Annotated in this window: 14 protein-coding genes and 3 pseudogenes; 13 read left to right on the top strand and 4 right to left on the bottom strand. The window is 67.7% G+C overall.

The genetic code is table 11. The features are described from left to right. Positions 1-13: 13 nt before the first annotated feature. Both DY245_RS29640 and DY245_RS29635 read left to right on the top strand, forming a co-directional pair. The gene (locus DY245_RS29640; RefSeq protein ID WP_128510268.1) at positions 14-769 is read left to right on the top strand and encodes an alpha-ketoglutarate-dependent dioxygenase AlkB family protein; all 756 of its coding nucleotides are present in this window, start codon (positions 14-16) and stop codon (positions 767-769) included. A 31-nt stretch (positions 770-800) separates the two neighbouring features. Next, entirely contained in the window at positions 801-1,085 is a 285-nt protein-coding gene (locus tag DY245_RS29635) for a DUF2277 domain-containing protein (RefSeq protein ID WP_128510267.1), read from the top strand. Here the strand turns inward: DY245_RS29635 and DY245_RS29630 are convergent. Both DY245_RS29630 and DY245_RS29625 read right to left on the bottom strand, forming a co-directional pair. Continuing rightward, on the bottom strand, positions 1,015-1,869 hold the full coding sequence (locus DY245_RS29630) for an endonuclease/exonuclease/phosphatase family protein (RefSeq protein WP_181923930.1): 855 nt from the start codon (positions 1,867-1,869) through the stop codon (positions 1,015-1,017). The genes DY245_RS29635 and DY245_RS29630 overlap by 71 nt on opposite strands. A 396-nt stretch (positions 1,870-2,265) precedes the next feature. Beyond that, positions 2,266-2,883, bottom strand: coding sequence for a flavin reductase family protein (locus tag DY245_RS29625; protein WP_128510288.1), 618 nt, complete (start codon positions 2,881-2,883; stop codon positions 2,266-2,268). Positions 2,884-3,181: 298 nt separating this feature from the next. Here DY245_RS29625 and DY245_RS48445 point away from each other — a divergent pair. Beyond that, positions 3,182-3,532: pseudogene (locus DY245_RS48445) on the top strand (recombinase family protein); the annotation flags it as partial. Continuing rightward, positions 3,430-4,140, top strand: a pseudogene (locus DY245_RS48440) (recombinase family protein); the annotation flags it as partial. The pseudogenes DY245_RS48445 and DY245_RS48440, both read left to right, overlap by 103 nt. On the opposite strand, the gene DY245_RS29610 reads toward DY245_RS48440, so the two are convergent. After that, positions 4,134-5,186 (bottom strand): ferric reductase-like transmembrane domain-containing protein, encoded by a 1,053-nt coding sequence (locus DY245_RS29610; protein WP_128510266.1) that lies wholly within the window; start codon positions 5,184-5,186, stop codon positions 4,134-4,136. The pseudogene DY245_RS48440 and the gene DY245_RS29610 sit on opposite strands and share 7 nt — an antisense overlap. A 443-nt stretch (positions 5,187-5,629) precedes the next feature. Between DY245_RS29610 and DY245_RS29605 the strand changes: the two genes are divergently transcribed. From DY245_RS29605 to DY245_RS29590, 6 genes and pseudogenes are all read left to right on the top strand, one after another. Continuing rightward, entirely contained in the window at positions 5,630-6,871 is a 1,242-nt protein-coding gene (locus DY245_RS29605) for a PP2C family protein-serine/threonine phosphatase (RefSeq protein ID WP_128510265.1), read from the top strand. 160 nt (positions 6,872-7,031) lie between these two features. Continuing rightward, positions 7,032-7,412: an SPDY domain-containing protein gene (locus tag DY245_RS46945; protein WP_244943342.1), complete on the top strand. Its 381-nt coding sequence runs from the start codon at positions 7,032-7,034 to the stop codon at positions 7,410-7,412. A gap of 25 nt (positions 7,413-7,437) precedes the next feature. After that, positions 7,438-7,488 (top strand): annotated as a pseudogene (locus DY245_RS46940) (hypothetical protein); the annotation flags it as partial. 9 nt (positions 7,489-7,497) lie between these two features. Beyond that, on the top strand, positions 7,498-7,764 hold the full coding sequence (locus tag DY245_RS46935; protein WP_244943355.1) for a hypothetical protein: 267 nt from the start codon (positions 7,498-7,500) through the stop codon (positions 7,762-7,764). Between the two features lie 593 nt (positions 7,765-8,357). Then, positions 8,358-9,368 (top strand): glycosyltransferase, encoded by a 1,011-nt coding sequence (locus DY245_RS29595; RefSeq protein ID WP_244943341.1) that lies wholly within the window; start codon positions 8,358-8,360, stop codon positions 9,366-9,368. 254 nt (positions 9,369-9,622) lie between these two features. Next, complete coding sequence (locus DY245_RS29590) at positions 9,623-10,249, top strand: TetR/AcrR family transcriptional regulator (RefSeq protein WP_244943340.1); 627 nt, start codon at positions 9,623-9,625, stop codon at positions 10,247-10,249. A gap of 453 nt (positions 10,250-10,702) precedes the next feature. On the opposite strand, the gene DY245_RS29580 is transcribed toward DY245_RS29590, so the two are convergent. Continuing rightward, positions 10,703-11,572, bottom strand: coding sequence for an alpha/beta fold hydrolase (locus DY245_RS29580; RefSeq protein ID WP_128510264.1), 870 nt, complete (start codon positions 11,570-11,572; stop codon positions 10,703-10,705). 257 nt (positions 11,573-11,829) lie between these two features. Between DY245_RS29580 and DY245_RS29575 the strand changes: the two genes are divergently transcribed. From DY245_RS29575 to DY245_RS29565, 3 genes are all read left to right on the top strand, one after another. Continuing rightward, entirely contained in the window at positions 11,830-12,903 is a 1,074-nt protein-coding gene (locus DY245_RS29575) for an NAD(P)-dependent oxidoreductase (RefSeq protein WP_280525010.1), read from the top strand. Between the two features lie 297 nt (positions 12,904-13,200). Next, on the top strand, positions 13,201-14,676 hold the full coding sequence (locus tag DY245_RS29570) for a Dyp-type peroxidase (RefSeq protein WP_244943339.1): 1,476 nt from the start codon (positions 13,201-13,203) through the stop codon (positions 14,674-14,676). A gap of 64 nt (positions 14,677-14,740) precedes the next feature. Further along, complete coding sequence (locus DY245_RS29565) at positions 14,741-15,814, top strand: YVTN family beta-propeller repeat protein (RefSeq protein WP_128510262.1); 1,074 nt, start codon at positions 14,741-14,743, stop codon at positions 15,812-15,814. Positions 15,815-16,815: the final 1,001 nt, after the last annotated feature.

Below are 16,815 nucleotides of genomic sequence, written 5' to 3'. Positions count from 1 at the left end.
GGGGCAGGAGCAGATGAGCACGCCACTTCCCGGCTTCGACGACCTCGGGCAGCCTGCGGGTGCCGGAGAATCCAACGGCGCCGGCGGAGGCGTCCGCACCACATCGGTCGACCGGACCGGTCCCCGCCCGGGCCGCCGAGAACTCGCCCCCGGCGCCGTCCACGTCCCCGGCTGGCTGACCCTGGCACAACAGCGCGAGCTCGTCACCGCCTGCCGTGACTGGGCACGCGGCCCGGCCCCGATCCGGCACACCAAGCTCCCACGCGGTGGCGTGATGTCCGTCCAGACGGTGTGCATCGGCTGGCACTGGCAGCCGTACGCATACACCCGTACCGCCGACGACGTGAACGGCGCACGAGTCGCCGAATTCCCCGACTGGATGGTCGAGTTGGGCCGCCGGGCCCTGGTCGCCGCGTACCAGGACTCATCCGCGGGCGACGACTACACACCGGACACCGCACTGATCAACTTCTACGACGGCCAGGCGAAGCTCGGCATGCACCAGGACAAGGAAGAGCGCTCCAGCGCACCGGTCGTCTCCCTCAGCATCGGCGACACCTGCACCTTCCGCTTCGGCAACGCAGAGACTCGCACCAAGCCGTACACCGATATCGAGCTGGCGTCCGGCGATCTCTTCGTCTTCGGCGGGCCGTCCCGCTTCGCGTACCACGGGGTGCCCAAGGTCCGCCCCGGCACCGGCGACCCGGCAACCGGCCTGACCAGCGGCCGCCTCAACATCACGATGCGGGTGACCGGACTCGACGGATAGCTCCGCCACGCGAGAGAGGCAGACTGGACTCATGTGCCGCAGCATCAAGACGCTCCGTCCGCCCACCACCCCCGAGGTCACCGACGAGGAGATCCGGGCCGCCGCCTTGCAGTACGTCCGCAAGGTCTCCGGATTCCGCGCCCCGGCCGCGCACAACCGCGAGGTGTTCGATCACGCAGTGGACGCCGTGGCGGCCGCGACCCAGGAACTCCTCGCCGGCCTCCAGATCCGCGGCTCGGCTCCCCTCACCATTCGACCAGCGCCTGAACCGGTAGGTGATCGCTCGGAAACTGACCGTGCGCGGAGTACGTATTGATCGTGGCGCGCCGCGTACGCACCCCCGGTGAGGTGAGGATCCAGTCGATCCGGTCCCCGTCCGGCACCAGCGGCCGGTATCCGTGAAAGGTGGCGTACTGCGCGCTGCGCTCGTCGGCCGTGTCCCAGCTGTCGACGAGCGATCCGCCGTCGAGCATCGCCTCGTACACGGGATTCTTGTGCGCCGCGACATTGAAGTCACCTGTGACGATCCGGGGCAGTGCGGGATCCAGGCCGCGCAGCCGTTCGGTGATCAGGGCGGCGGACCGCTCACGCGAATACTGATTCGCATGATCGAGATGAGTATTGAGCGCATAGAACTCGCCCCCCGTACGCACATCCCGGAATCGCACCCAGGTCACCATCCTGATGACGGTGTTTCCCCAGGTCGCCGACCCGATCAGATACGGCGTATCGGACAGCCAGAAATGGTCGTACTCGACCGGCGCGAGTCGCCGCACATCGTAGAAAACCGTCGCGAACTCATCCTTGCTCCCGCCGCCCCGCCCCGTCCCCACCCAGTCGTAATGCGACCCGAGATCCTCCGCGATGTCCCGCACCTGCCCGTAAAGCCCCTCCTGGGTCCCGAGCAGCTGCGGCGCCTCCCGACGCAGCAATGCCCGCATCCCGGGCCGCCGCTCGGCCCAGGAATTCGGCCTGGTGTCCGAGGCGTACCGCAGGTTGAAGGTCATCACCCGCAGCCCCCGCCCGCCGTCGGCGGCGTACGCGGTCCCGGACCCGTACGCCGCAGCCACCGCCGGCCCGGCGATCGCGGCAGCAGCCACCGCCCGCAAGCCGAACCGCCGACTGAACGGCGCCCTCACCTCCCGGCCCTCTCGGGAACCGGAATCCAAGAAGCCCCCCAAAGAACCGTCCGAGGAACCAACCAAGGCACCATCCGAGGAACTGGACGATCCATTCGACACGGAACCGAGAGCACTCACCACAACTCCAGTCAGTCGGTCAGTCGGTCAGCCAGTCGGTCTGTCAGTCGACCCGTCACTCATCACGAACAACCACCGGCACCACTGCACCACCGCAGCACCACCGCAGCACCAAGAACCATCAAGACAGAGTCTCGAACATCTCAAACACCGCGGTAAGCCGGAAGTAGCCCACAAACAAACCGACTTGAAACCTTCCCCCGGACCGGAAGAAGCGCTCTCCGCCCGCTCGTCCCCTTACCGATCGCCCGCCGGCCCCCGCCAGTCCGCATGCCGGATACGGGAGATCTCCCGTACGTCACCGACCGTGCCCCACTCGTCCTTGCCCAACCGCGACAACGGCTTGAGCTTGGAGATCTCGGGGTGCCCGTCAACCAGCACATCCTGCGACACAACCGCATGCACCACGCGCCCGAACACGATGGTGGAATCCCCGATCCCGATCGTGGTGTGCACCTCGCACTCCAACGCCACGGGCGAGGCCGCCACCCGCAGCGGCTTGACCCGCAAACTCGGCTCGGATTCGATCCCGGCAGCCTCGAACTCACTCACCCCGTGCGGGAAGTCCGTACCCGTGTCATTGATCTGCTCGAACTGCTCCTCCGACGCGAAGTTCACCACGAACTGTCCGGTCGCCTCGATATTGCGCAAAGTGTCCTTGCGCCCGACGGAGCTGAACTGCACAACGGGCGGCGCGACGCTGGCGATGGTGAAGAACGAATGCGGTGCAAGGTTGTGCGTCCCGTCCGCCGAGGTGGTGGACACCCAGGCGATGGGCCGCGGCACCACGGTGGCGGTCAGCAGCCGGTAGAAGTCATTGCGGGACATGACAGCGGGATCAAAGTCAGTGCGCATGGTGATCAGTATCCAGGGTGGCGGCCGCGGAACGTACAGCGGATCCACGACACCACCCAGCCCCTGAGTTCGCCGGAAAGTGCCCGGTATCGGAGCCGACGAGCACCAGGAGCCGACACCGTGACGACAGCCGTGACCGTCTGGGAGGACTTCGACGTCCCCGCGCACGCCCGTGGGGGCCAGGTCACCCTCAACCTCTACGACCACCTAGCGGCCTACTCCCCCCAAGCGCCCCGACGCCTACCTCCGCACCTCCTCCAACCGCTTCGGCCTCGAAACCTGCCTCGACCGCCAACTCGAAGACGCCCGCGCCTGCCTGCGCTGGGGCCCCTTCGCCAAGATCTACCGGGAAAACGACACCTCCGCCTTCAAGAAGCGCAAGGTCATCAGGCCCGACGGCTCCATCGACTGGATCGTCCCGCGCCCCGAATTCCGCCAGCTCCTCGCCGACCTCGCCAACGGCGTCATCGACGGCGTGATCTTCTACGACCTCGACCGGCTCGCCCGCCAACCCCGAAATCTCGAAGACCTCATCGACATCGTCAAATACGTCGAGCGCCCCGTCACCGGAGGCACCGGCGGCCGCATGAACCTCATCAACGACAGCGACCGCCACAAGGCCCGCATGATGTACGTGATGGCGCTCAAGCCCTCCAAGGACACCGCCCACCGCGTCGCCCGCCAACACCTCACCGCCGCACAGAACGGACTCGCCCAAGGCCGCATCGCGTACGGCTGGATCCGCAAGGGCGAGCACAAAGGCAGCTCGTCCCGGACGAGGCCGACGTCGTCGTCCGAATCTTCCAGGACTTCACGTCGGGGGAATCGGCCTACAGCATCGCCAGGACCTTCAACGCCGAAGGGATCAAGCCTCCTGCCGCCCGCACATGTTCATCCACGATGGTCGCCAAGATGCTCCGCAATCCGCGCTACGCGGGCATGGTCTCCTACGCGGGGAAACATCGGGTCCAAGCCGCTACCGGCGGGGACGGCTGGTCACTGGCCCTCTTCGATGACGAGGGACGCCCCTTGCTCGGGTCGTGGGACCCCATCGTCACCCCCAAGCACTGGCCCCAGGTCCAGTTCGAGTGGCAACGCCGCCGCCAGAAGGCCGGAATCAAGCCCGGCGAGGCCGGCACCGCACCGGTCAACAAGTACTTTCTCTCCGGAATCCTGCGGTGCAGCAAATGCCATCGAGGTCTGGTGGGACACCGCTACCGGCGTAAGTCAGGAAAGGTAGTCGTCCACAACTACGTCTGTCCGTCGTCCGAGCGAGGTGGCTGTGGGGGAATCGCTATCTCAGCGCCCGCCGCTGACACGGCTGGCCCTTCGGCCAGCACCGGGGTGCCGGGCTTCAGGTGGGCAAGTGCCGCGCTGTGGGAGCCTGCTGCCTTCACCGTGATGCGCGGATATTCCGGGTGCGGTGCGGCCGAGAAGGAGTACAGGTTGGCGGCCCACCACATGCCGCTGCTCAGAAACCGCCAGCGGAAGAACTGGCCGGCCTCCGCGCGCAGCTCGTCCAACCGGTGTCCGGTCACATACACCGAGACGACGCCGGGAGCCTCGGGTCGCACTTCGGCGACCCTGAGCCGGTGGCACAGGGCGCGGCGCAAGGGGAGGGCGAACCGGGACCAGACCAGCAGGACCGTCACCGTGATGTACATGGCGTACCAGGCGAGGTTGGCCGCGCGGTTCCCCACGAGGTCTTCGCCCATCGCCACCTGGTGCCAGAAGGCGAAGAAGACCGCCAGATAGGTCGCGAAGTGCAGGAAGTGCCAGGTCTCGTACGAGACACGGCGGCGCACCGCGCGCGCGGAGACGACCGCGGTGATCAGCAGCAACACACCGCCGATGATGGCTTCGACAAGGAGGTACAGAGAGGGGGCCCCGCTTCCGGCCCCCGGGGTTTCCACGCCCTCGGGGTGCCCGCCGCCCAGCGTGCTTCCCGCCAGAAGCAGCAAGACGTGGGCGAGCACCAGTGAGACGGTGCATCGGCCGCCCCATGCGTGCCAGCGGGCCAGGCGGTCGCTGCCGACGCTACGGTCCAGCAGCGGCACGCGCGCCATCAGCAGCAGGAGGACAGCGCAGGCGTAGCCGGCCAGCGGCCCGGCGACGCGCACGCCGGCGGGCAGCCAGTCCGAGGCCGTGGCCGGTGCGGCGGTGTTGCTCCACCACAGCCACACGGCAGCGGCGGCACCGCCCCAGATCATCAGTTGCGCCAGGACCGGGACGAGACTCGGTGGACGCGGGGCTGACCGTGCGGCGCGGGTCGCTGTCGAGCCAGGCGTGATGGTGCTGGTCATGTGAGCCCTTTCGCCGAAGGGCTCGATCACCCTGGCCCAGCAACATGTGCAGGCACTGTGAGTGGGATATGGAGTTCCCTATTCCGCCGAAACCCACTCGTTCGTGCGAGCCGCCGCGGGCCGCGGGGTCAGATCGGCAGCCGCACCCCGATGGTCTTCGTGGGCACAGACTCGGCCACCGCGTACGGCGCCATGTCGATCTCGTCGTCCCGTCAGTCCCGGCCAGCAACCTATCCGCGTACCGGCAGGGAAGGCTCGCGCGGCAGGCCAGTCAGGGCGGAACCGCGTTTGCAAGATCCATCCCAACAGGAATGTCGTGGGGTGTGAGCTGGTGCGATGCTGGAGGGGACGCCGGTGCGGTGCTCGCGGTCTGCGTGGCAGCAAAGCAGGGGAGCCGGCAGAAGAGGAAAGCTGTCTGTCTGCGGGCAAAAATTGAGGTGCCCATGACGGAATTTGTGCAGGAGAACCGCAGGGTTCCGGTGGACCGGTCGGAAGGATTCGGCGAGCGGCTGCTGGGGCAGCTGCTGGACCGGGCTCACGAGATGCCGCCCCAGCTCATCGCGCCGCTGGTGGCGGAAGAGGTGCGCATCATCGGTGGCCGGAATGTTTCGATCTTCCTGCAGGACTATGCCCAGCTCATGCTGGTGCCGCTGCCGGGCAGGGGGCTCAGAGTCGGCGATCCACTGCCTTTCGAATCCCGGGCCGGCGAGGCTTTCCTCCACGCGACCGCAGTCGAGCACCCGCAGGCCGACGGCATACGGATGTTCCTGCCGCTACTGGACGGCAGCGACGAGGTCGGGGTGATGGCCCTCACCCTCGACAGCGTCGACGACGATGACCGCCGGTTGCTTCGACGACTCGCCGGCCTGGTCGCCGACATGTTGGTCACCAAAGGCGGTTACACGGACCAGTTCTTCCAGGCCCGGCGTCGCGAACCGATGAGCGTGGCTGCGGAGATCCAGTGGTCATTGCTGCCTCCGCTGTCGATGAAGACCCCGCAGGTCGCAGTCGCTGGAATCATGGAGCCCGCCTACGACGTCGCCGGCGACAGCTTGGACTACGCCCTCAATGACGACATCTTGCATCTGGCCGTCATCGACGCGATGGGCCACGGCTTGAACGCTGCAGTACTGGCGACCGTCGCCGTGGGTGCCTACCGGCACGCCAGACGCGCCGATGTCGGGCTCGCCGAACTGTATGAGTTCATGGATGCCGCTATCGATGAGCAGTTCGGCCCCGACCACTTCGTCACGGCGCAGATGATGCGCATGGACATCGGAACGGGCCACTTGCAATGGGTCAACGCCGGCCACCCGGCACCGCTGCTGATCCGCGGCCACCGGGTCATCCAGCCATTGGATAGCCCGGGAACCCTGCCGGTCGGCTTCGGCGGTGACACACCGCAGGTCAGCACGCGGAAGCTCCGGCGCGGCGACCGGGTGCTGTTCTACACCGACGGCGTCGTCGAGGAACATAAAACCGGCGGGGAGCAGTTCGGCGAGGAACGCTTGATCGACACCATCGAGCGCGTCGGGCCCACCAGTGGAAACGTGCAGGAGATGGTGCGGAGCCTCTCCCACACACTGATGCGAGAGAGGGGCGGGACCACAACCGATGACGCGAGCCTCTTCCTGGTCGAGTGGCGCGGTGGCACCGCCGATCACCTCGCCAAGCCAGAAATTTAACGAACCACCCAGATGTCCGGAACGATCTCCAGGTGGTCACCGATCGGCCATTTGTCCTGCAACATCATTGAGATGTCCAACGGGCCTCCTCGGCCGCGGTGACGCCCCTGCCGCTGACGGCAGTCTCAGGGGGTGATTCCACGTAACTTCTCATGCCTTCGTGACCGCTCCCGATCGTCGCCTCCGCCTCGACCACCTGCCCGAGGGCGAGGACGACGGACTGTGGCGCATCACCGCCTACACCGACCCGTTCGCCCAGCCCCAGTGGGGCGTTTGCTTCAACGACATGACCCCGACCGAGTTCGTCACCCCCTTCACCCAGGCCCTGTCGACGGCGTACACCGACGGACCGGACGCCTATCTGGCTGCCCCGGATACGAAAGCGGATGCCCAGCTGTCCGCGTTCAGCGCAGTGACACGGCTGATCAACCGCGGCTGGAGACTCCAGCACCCCCGCTGGGGAGTCATGGAACTCCAGACCCCGACACGATGGCCGGCCTGGAATACACCACCGGCCGCCTGGCCCCGGAACGAGAGCTGACCCCGCTGGAGGCCCGCTGGTTCCTGTGGGGCGGACCGCCGCAGAGCGGCCGTACTGGTACGCCACGGCCTCCTCGAACACTCCGGTGCCTCTGGTCAAGGCGGTCACCACGTGCGTCTCTCCCACGCCGCTGCCCCGGTGGCGGGACACGATGCTCTCCACCCTGCGCGGCAAGGCCCAGCTCACCCCGATCACGCCACCGCCGCCCCCGGTCCCGACACCGCTCGACGTGCAGCGCAGCGCCGCGTCGCGCCGCCCGCCGTCCCTCGGCACCCGCAGCGTGCCGCGCTGGAGCACCACCACCGCAACTGTGCCCGCCGCTCCCGTCGGACGACCCGGTCCGCGCCGCTGACACACTGCCCCGACCTTCGAGAAGGCCCCTTGCCCTTGTACACACGGCAATTCTTCGCCGACGTCCTCCAACTGCCCTTCGATGACGGCGCCGTCGTCGGCTCCGACACCAGTCCCCATCGGACCGGGTGCCGGGTCCTTTGCGCTACCCACGGAAGGCCGCCGCCCCGCCGCACGGATAGGCGGCGGGGCAGACGACACAAGCGGGAAGGCTTAGCGGACAGCCTGCTTGCGGAGAGCCTTGGCTATGTGTGTCGACCAGTGCCGGTGCCCCCGAGACCACGACGAGGCCCTGAAGGGGGTGCGAAAGGCGAGTGATAGATTCTCAACAAGCGTTTATTTCTGAGAAGTCGGCCGTGAAACCCGGGGCGAGGCCCACACCGTGGCGCCTGCACCGCATCGTGGAGAGCGAGCACCATGCGCATACTCATCACCGCCCAGGCAATCTATTCGCACCTCGCCCCCCTGGTGCTGCCAGTGGCAGAGAGAGCCCAAGAGGCGGGTCATAAGGTGGCCGTCGCCACGGGAGCCAGCGTTGTCCCGCACATCGAGGAGCGCGGACTTACCGCGTTAACGTTGCCCAACGTCCAGTCGATGGGGGAAGCACTCCAGGGCGGTAGGCTCCGGCCCCCGCCGGGCATGGAGAAGGCCGGTTCCGTGACCGTCGAGATGGCGCCAGAATTCTTCGCTGCGGCCTTCGTCGGGCACCTTGCCGAGGCCGGCACCCGCGACCTCCTCGAAGTGGCGAAGAGCTGGCAACCGGACCTGATCCTCCACGAGTCGACCGAGTACGGCGGCTATCTGGCGGCGGAAAGCCTCGGCATCCCACACGGCGCTTTGGACATCGCACCGATGGCGCCCTATGCCCATCCCGTCGTGACGAAGGAGCTCAACCGGCAGCGGGGGAAGCTCGGCCTCGCGCCGGTCAGCGACGCCTGGCACACGTTCCGCGCCTTCCGTGCCGGAGTCGTTCCGGAGGACTTCTACCCCACGGACAGCCGACTGCCCAGCGCCCGCTACTACCAGGTTCCCGCGCAGACGGCACAGGGTGCCCTCGACCCGGATATCGCCCAACTCTCCACGGACCGGCCGCTCGTCCTCGCCACCCTCGGCTCGAACGCCACCCGGCTTCCCGGCGGCGCCCACGCTCTGCTGAAGACCATCATCGAGACACTCGGAGAGCTGCCCGTCACCGGTGTCGTGGCCCTGGGGGCGGACCGCGACCCGCGGCAGTGGGACGGACCACGCCCCGGCAACGTCCATCTGACGTCGTTCGTCCAGCAGGAACTGCTGCTCCGGTCCAGCGATTTGTTCATTACGCATGCTGGATTCAACGGGACCCGGGAGGCGCTGGCAGCCGGAGTCCCCATGGTGGCTGTGCCGTTGTTCGCCGAGCAGTCCCACAACGCCGGCCGGCTCCAGCAGTTGGGCGTCGGGACCCGGATAGACGTCCAGGACGTCACCCGCGATTCGCTGGCCGCGGCGGTGCGCAACGTACTGGAGGACCGCTCCTACCGGTCCCGCGCCCAAGGACTCCAGCGCCGGGCCCACGCTCTGCCGGACCTCGACCGGCTGGTGGAGGACGCAGCAGCGCTGGCCGCCTGAGCCGGACGGCTCTCGTCCGCACACCACCACTGTGACGGTTTCGCCGAACCGTTGCGTCTCACTCCGGCCGTTGGCACTCCACCGGCCGGAGTGCAGTAGTGGTGAGGGCCGGCCCTCCCCGTGCAACAGCATCAGCTCCTCCCCCTGCGGAGCCTTCCGATCTGCCGTCACCAAGGCCCCGGCGCCGCGCGGAGGTGCTTGTAGCATCAGGACCGGCACCGGAAAGGGGACCGACTTTGACCTGCGCCGATGCAGTGACGAATGCGCCCGGACAGGCCGCGCGGCGGAATTCCGGTTCAGGGGGCCCGGACGAGGAAGCAGCCCTTCCGGAGCGCAAAGGCGAGCGCACACGTCGGCGCATCCTGACGGCCGCACGGCGGAAGTTCGCGGAAGTCGGCTACGAGCGCGCCACCATCCGCGCCATTGCGACCGAAGCTGACGTGGACAAGTCCTCGGTGATCCAGTATTTCGGCAGCAAGCAGGACCTGTTCCGCGAGGCCGTCCACTGGCAGATCCCCCACGACGAACTCACCACCAGCGACCCCGGCCACACGGTGGAGAACCGCCTGCGCGGCATGCTGGACACCTGGGCGGCAGATCCGGACAGCCCCATGGCAGTGCTCCTGCGGACCAGCATGACGAGCGACGAAGCGGCAGAGCTGCTGCGCCGGCATGTCACCGCGGAGGTCACCGACCACATCGCTGCCACCATCGATGCCCCCGACGCGCGACTGCGTGCCGCATTGTTCAGCGCGATCATGATGGGTGTCGCGGCCCAGCGCTTTCTGCTGCACATGCCCGACCTGGCCGAGGCAGACGTGGAGGACATCGTGCGGATCGCCACTCCCCTGCTTCGTAGCCTCGTCGCTCCGGACGCGTGAGCCACCTCCACCGCCGAACCCACCGGCCGGCCTGCGATGAGGCCCTCGACTCCGCATGTGGCCCCAGGCCGGTGGTGAAGCTACCGTTCCGGTCTTGAAGGGCGTGGGGGGCGCCAGGAAGTCGTAGGCGTCGTGCACGTCGCGCAGGAGGCGTGCCGCTCGGTGGTGCACAGCGTTTGGGGGTTGTTGACGGTCAGGGCGTGCAGGAGCCGCGGGAGGTGGGGGCCTCGGGCCGGCGGAAGCAGCTCCAGACGGCCTTGCCGTCGCCGGTGAGGGCCCTGCCCCCAGTCGTCGCAGAGCTCCTGGACGATGCGCATGCCGCGCCCGGCTTCTCCGCTCAGTGCGGCGGGCGGGGTACGGACGCGGGAGTGGCGCTCGCTGTCGTGGACTTCGAGGTGGAGGCAGTGGGGGTGGTGGCCCGCGGCCGCGGCAGTCGCCCCGACCCTCTGAGCGTCAGGCGAGGACGCGGGCGAGGAAGTCGCGGATGTGCTCGGTGATGGTCTCGAGGTGGCTCTCCAGGGCGAAGTGCCCGGACTCGAGGAGGTGGATCTCGGCGTGGGGCAGGTCCTGGGTGAATGCCTTGGCGCCGTCGGGGCCGAAGATCTCGTCGTTGGCGCCCCAGACCGCCAGTAGCGGGACCTGGGAGTCGCGGAAGTACTGGTGGACCTGCGGGTAGAGGTCCACGTTGGTCGGGTAGTCGCGGAAGAGCTTGAGCTGGATCTCGTCATTGCCGGGGCGGTCCAACAGCGCCTGGTCGTGGACCCAGTTGTCGGGGCTGACCAGGCTCGGGTCAGCGACTCCGTTCACGTACTGCCAGCGGGTGATCTCGGGGGTCAGGGCCCCCCGCATGGGCGCTTCGGTGTCCGGTCCCGGGGCCTTGGCGTAGGCGAAGACGCCGTCCCAGAAGGGCTTGACGAAGCCCTCTTCGTAGGCGTTGCCGTTCTGGGTGATGATCGCGGTGGTGCGGTCGGGGGCTTGGAGGGCGAGCCGCCAGCCAATGGGAGCGCCGTAGTCCTGTACGTACATCGCGAACCGGTCGATGCCCAGGTGCTGGAGCAGTCCGGAGGTGACGTCGGTGAGGGCCTCGAAGGTGTACGGGAAGTCCTGCAGGGCCGGCATCGCGGACTTGCCGAACCCGATGTGATCGGGTGCGATGACGTGGTAGCGGTCGGTGAGCGCCGGGATCAGGTGGCGGAACATGTGCGAGCTGGTCGGAAAGCCGTGCAGGAGGAGCACGGCGGGGGCTTTCGGGTCGCCGGCCTCCCGGTAGAAGACCTCGAGACCGTTGATGGTGGCGGTGCGGTGGTGAACTGCGGGGACCATATCCCTAACCTCTCTATCGATATTTAGTGGTTACACATCGTCCAGTCGAGCACGTTCTAATTTGCAGGTCTCGTCAAGGCTCTTAGGTCAGGTTGTGGTCGGGGGCGCCGGGACGACGGGGCGTCGGCCTGCCTCAAGCCTCCGCCCGTGAACGGTCGCCAGCCAGCGCAGTCACCCACCCAGAGCCCGCTCAGGCAGTCGATGCCCACCTGCCCGGAGAACTGCTCCTTGAGCACCGGGAGCCCAGCGCGGCCGATGTGAGTGCGCTCGGTGAGCGGTTGCGGCAATGCGCAGGATGGAGGAACGCGAGCGGGTTGCCGGACCAGGCCAGCGGGACGCCACCGTCCTGCCCGACTCGCCGATGTTCGGCTTACTGCTCGTGTAGGGCGCTGCGTTTCCTTGCCAGGGAACACCCGGGTGCCAGCGGAAGATGGATAAGGGGAAACGGAAAGGGATCTTCCATGTCTCACGCTTCCACCGTCGCTGTTCTCGGAGCAGGCGCACTCGGCTCCGCGATGGCGATGCGGCTCGGAGAGAGTGGCCACGAGGTTCGGCTGTGGAACCGTACGGAGGAGAGGGCCCGTGCGGTGGCGGAGCACGCTGCCGGGGTCACGGCAGTGAGCGCGGTGGGCGATGCGGTCTCCGGCGCGTCCGTCGTCCTCACGGTGCTCCGTGACGGCGATGCGGTCGCGGAGGTCATGTCAGATGCCATCGGTCGGCTCGACAACGACGCCGTCTGGGTACAGGCGAGCACGGTAGGGCCACGGAACGCCGACGCGCTGGCCGGTCTGGCTCGTGATCACGGTGTTGCGTACCTCGACGCACCGGTCTCGGGAAGCACTGCTCCCGCACGGCAGGGCAAGCTTGTCTGGCTGGTTGCCGGTCCCGAGGACGTCCTTGGACGGGCACGTCCGCTGCTCGACGATCTCGGTTCGTCCGTGCTCCACGTCGGGACGGGGGTCGAGGGAAACGCCGTCAAGCTTGCGGTCAACGCCTGGATGGCTGCCTCGACGGTCGCCATGAGCGATGTCCTCGCGCTGTGCGACGATCTCGGCGTCGACCACGCGACGTTCGTCCGGGTGCTTGAGGCGGGCCCGCTCGCCATGCCGTACGAGCTGCAGAAAGTACGCGTCATGGACGACGCCTCATACGCGCCCGGATTCGCGGTGCAACTCGCCCTGAAGGACATCGAACTGGCCGCGGCAGCAGCCACCCCCAGCCCTCTGCTCCAGGCCGTCCGAGACCGCCTGGAAGCAACCGTCGCAGCCGGCCACGACAACGACGACCTCGCCGCCGTCGACTACTTGAGGAAACCGCCGTCGACTGCCTGACAACGGAACATCGCGCTCCGGCCTGGCCGCCCAGGCGAGCGTCTTGTGCCGGGCAATCTCGTGGCAGTCCTCCCGGATGGGCCGGGTCGCATCGTCAGCACGCGGCGACTCCTGGCAGACCCCGTCCTGCGGTGATGGGGCCCAGTACCCGCGCGTGGCAGCCACGGCAGACCTCTGGCCTTTGCAGCAGGCGACCAGGCTCTTCTCGCCGCTGCGCGCTCCACAGGCCGCGAGCCGACGCACGACGTAGACAGTGAGGGCTTCGCCAACTGGCGGCACTGCGAGTGGCATCAGCGCGTGTGTCCGATATATTCCATTTTACGGACAGTCATGCAACTGGCGGCGATCCAGGCGCTGGTGGGGCTGCCGTATGCAGTCGTGCACCTTTTCGACTTTCGGCGCCGGGCCGGCTCATGGAAACCGCTCACGCCAGTGCCGTACTGCTGCGACCTGGCTCACCGCCTTAGGGGAACCATGACCAAGGAAGAATTTCCGAGCGCGGATGACGGGTGGAGCGGCGGAGGGTGCCCGGCGAGCGCCTTTGCTCGGCGGTCGTTTCTTCAGGGCGCCACCGCGGGTCTGGCCGGAGCGGCGGGCGGGATCGCCGTGGGCGGGGGCACGACCCTCGCTGCCCCGGTGGCCGAGGCCAAGCGCACACAATCCCGCGTGATTCCCTTCCACGGCGTTCACCAGGCCGGCATCCTCACCCCGCCCCAACAGGACGGAATTTTCCTCTCGTGCGACGTGACCGCCGCCGACCGCGCGGAACTCACCGAGCTGTTCCGCACACTTACTGCGCGGGCCCGCTTCCTGACGGCGGGCGGCAGGCCCCCGAAGGTCCCCCCGACATCGACGCCATCGGACAACGGCATCCTGGGACCCGCGGTCGTACCGGACGGTCTCACCCTGACCGTCGGAGTGGGTGCCTCCCTGTTCGACGACCGCTACGGACTGAGCGCGCGCAAGCCGGTCCAGCTCGTCACCATGACACCCTTCCGCCACGACGACCTCGATCCTGCCCTGAGCCAGGGAGACCTGCTGATCCAGATCTGCGCCGACCACCGGGACACGACGGTGCACGCACTGATCGACATCCTGACCCACACCGCATCCGCGATGAAGCTGCGCTGGCGCATCGACGGGCAACGCAATCCGGAACGCCCCGTCGGTGTCCGGCGCGACTGGTTCGGTTTCAAGGACGGCATCTCCAATCCGGACACCACCGATCCCGCCCAGATGGACCAGTGGGTCTGGGCCCAGCCGAAGTCCGGGGAACCCGCCTGGGCCACGCGCGGCACCTACCACGTGGTGCGTATCGTGCACTTCCACATCGAGGCGTGGCAGAAGGTGCCCGTCGCCCAGCAAGAGCGGATCTTCGGCCGCCGCAAGGCGAGCGGCGCACCCATGTATGCCGTGGGCGAGAACGCCACGGACCTCCTCGACCCCATCTACACCAACGACCCGCAGGGCCTGATCACCCCGCTGAACTCGCACATCCGCCTTGCCAATCCCCAGACCCCGCAGACCGCGCCGACCAGCACCATCCTGCGTCGCAGTTACGACTACGACCGCAGCCCCAATCCGCCGGAACTGGACATGGGGCACGCCTTCGTCTGCTACCAGAAGGAACTCAACACGTACATCGCCATGCAGACCCGGCTGGAAGACGAGGCACTGGTGCCCTTCATCACGCCGAAGGGCGGGGGCTACTTCTTCGCACTTCCGGGAGTCCGGGACGAGAAGGACTACTACGCCCGCGGACTCGTGACCTGATCCCGACCCCTGCCGCCGGGCGGCCGTCGACCATCTGACGCCTGGTTTCGGACCGAACCTTGCGATGCACACAGGAGGCGAGATGTTCTCTGCCCTGCGGTCCCGGGCCAGCAATGGCTGCCGACGACCCCCCAGGACGCTCCGGCCCGCCCTCGCGGCGGCCATTGGGATCCTGCTGACCTCATGTACGACCGCCGGGTCGGCCGACACGCATGCCGCCGCTACGACGCCCGTGCCCGTCGGACCCGGCTCCGGATCCGGCGGCCGTGTGTATGTCACAAACCAGCAGGACAACACCCTCTCGGTGATCGACGCCCGCACCTACAAGGTCGTCGCAACCGTGAAGGCCGGCAAGGCACCCGAAGGTGTCGCGGTTACCCCGGACGGCAGGCACGTATACATCGCCAACAACGGTTCGGCCCAGGTGTCGGTGCTCGACACCCGCACCAACAAGATCACCACGACCGTGCCGGTGGAGAAGAGCCCCACGGGTGTCGGCCTCAGCCCCGATGGCAGATCCCTCTATGTCGCCAACGGGGGCTCGAACACCGTGTCGGTGATCGACACCGGAACCAACCGGGTGGCCGCACGCATCCCGGTCGGCAAGTCCCCGGTGAGCGTGACCTTCAGTCGTGACGGCAGTACGGCCTACGTGGCCAATTCCGGGTCGGGCAGCCTGTCGGTCATCAACACCCGTACACGCCAGGTCACCGGGAACCTCGCCGCGGGGCACTCCCCTGTGGGCGTCGCCATCACCCCCGACGGCAAGTCGGCCTACGTCGCCGACGAGGTCGCAGCACGTGTCCTGGCCGTCGGAACCCGCACCCGTAAGGCGACTGCCGTGCCGGTCGGCGAAGGGCCCTTCGACGTGGCGATCGGACCAGACGGCAAGTCGGTCTACGCCGCCGTTCTCGGCCCGGGCCAGGTATCCGTGATCGATACCGGCAACAACCGGGTCTCGTCGACCATTTCCGTGGGCCCTACCGGCACCGACCCGTTCAACATCGAGGTCACACGCCAGGCGGTTTACGTCACGGAACAGGCCGCGGGCACCCTCACGGTGATCGACCCCAAATCCAACAAGGTTGTCGCCACGGTCACCGTCGGCGCCAGCCCCTACGGCGTGGCAGTGGGCTGAGCTTGTCACTCTCCTGCCCCACCCAAGACCCCACCAAGACAGATGATGTCACGCACTGAACTGTGCCCTACGGCCCATTGAGCTCGGAACCGGCTTCGCTCTGGCTCTGGCTAAGCAGGTCTTGAGCCGACGCTGTCCGCAGCTCGTCTCGATCGTCCCGGCGGACACCACCCTCCGGGCGGGCTGGGCGCTGACCAGCAGGGAGAAAGGGCCTCGATCGGGCTATCTGTACCGTCCGCGGTTCTTCGCCGAGGTCTGGAGGCCCGGAGAACCGTCACGGGTCTTCCCGATCGAGAGCAAGGGCAATCACAGCAATGCCGCCGCTACCTCGCACGACCAGCTCGCTTCCGCCTCAGCCCACGTGGAGGCAGTGCACATCGGCCCCTGGGACCAAACGCCGAGCCTGGTGTTCAGCACGGAACCGCGTATTCCGGCGTCGCGAAGGGCCCCTCCACCACCTCACAGAGGGCCGGTGGAGCAGTACCGCGCAGAGGTCTACTCCCGGCGGGCTACCTGGGCCCTCGACACCTGGGATCCCGACTGAGGTGGCCCCGTCTCGGACACCCGGATGGATCCGTGATGGCCATGCGCAAGCTGCCCACCTGAGACCCTTCAAAGACGACCGCCCATCGGTCGCAGACGCCGAAGCGCGCTACGCCCGGCGGTATAAGCAGCCACGGCCCAACCCTGAACGGGTAGTCATCGAGATCACGGTCACCAAGGCCATGGGCACGGCGAGACCACCAGGCTGGTGATCGCCACAACCACCGCGTCTTGGTAAGCCACAGCAGACGACGGCAATTCCTGGTGTCCCACCCGCTCCCGTATCGACCGGCCGTGCGCCCGTCGATAGCACCGCTGAGCTGAAGGTTGCGGTGACAGCCCAGCGGGTACGGCACTGTACGCCGGGAGCTCGCCGACGGCCTGTGGCTCACCCTGCCCGCCGAGCGGGCCGCGGACATCGCAACGCTGGCCGCATCCGAACAGCAGCGCTGCCCGGT

This window comes from Streptomyces inhibens, from assembly GCF_003389455.1.
Classification (GTDB): Bacteria; Actinomycetota; Actinomycetes; order Streptomycetales; family Streptomycetaceae; genus Streptomyces; species Streptomyces inhibens.
This window is presented reverse-complemented; position numbering and strand designations above follow the sequence as displayed.

Coding starts and splice junctions, on each gene's coding strand:
- DY245_RS29640 (WP_128510268.1), top strand. CDS start 14: ATGAGCACGCCACTTCCCGGCTTCGACGACCTCGGGCAGCCTGCGGGT.
- DY245_RS29635 (WP_128510267.1), top strand. CDS start 801: ATGTGCCGCAGCATCAAGACGCTCCGTCCGCCCACCACCCCCGAGGTC.
- DY245_RS29625 (WP_128510288.1), bottom strand. CDS start 2,883: ATGCGCACTGACTTTGATCCCGCTGTCATGTCCCGCAATGACTTCTAC.
- DY245_RS29610 (WP_128510266.1), bottom strand. CDS start 5,186: ATGACCAGCACCATCACGCCTGGCTCGACAGCGACCCGCGCCGCACGG.
- DY245_RS29605 (WP_128510265.1), top strand. CDS start 5,630: ATGACGGAATTTGTGCAGGAGAACCGCAGGGTTCCGGTGGACCGGTCG.
- DY245_RS29595 (WP_244943341.1), top strand. CDS start 8,358: ATGGGGGAAGCACTCCAGGGCGGTAGGCTCCGGCCCCCGCCGGGCATG.
- DY245_RS29580 (WP_128510264.1), bottom strand. CDS start 11,572: ATGGTCCCCGCAGTTCACCACCGCACCGCCACCATCAACGGTCTCGAG.
- DY245_RS29565 (WP_128510262.1), top strand. CDS start 14,741: ATGCACACAGGAGGCGAGATGTTCTCTGCCCTGCGGTCCCGGGCCAGC.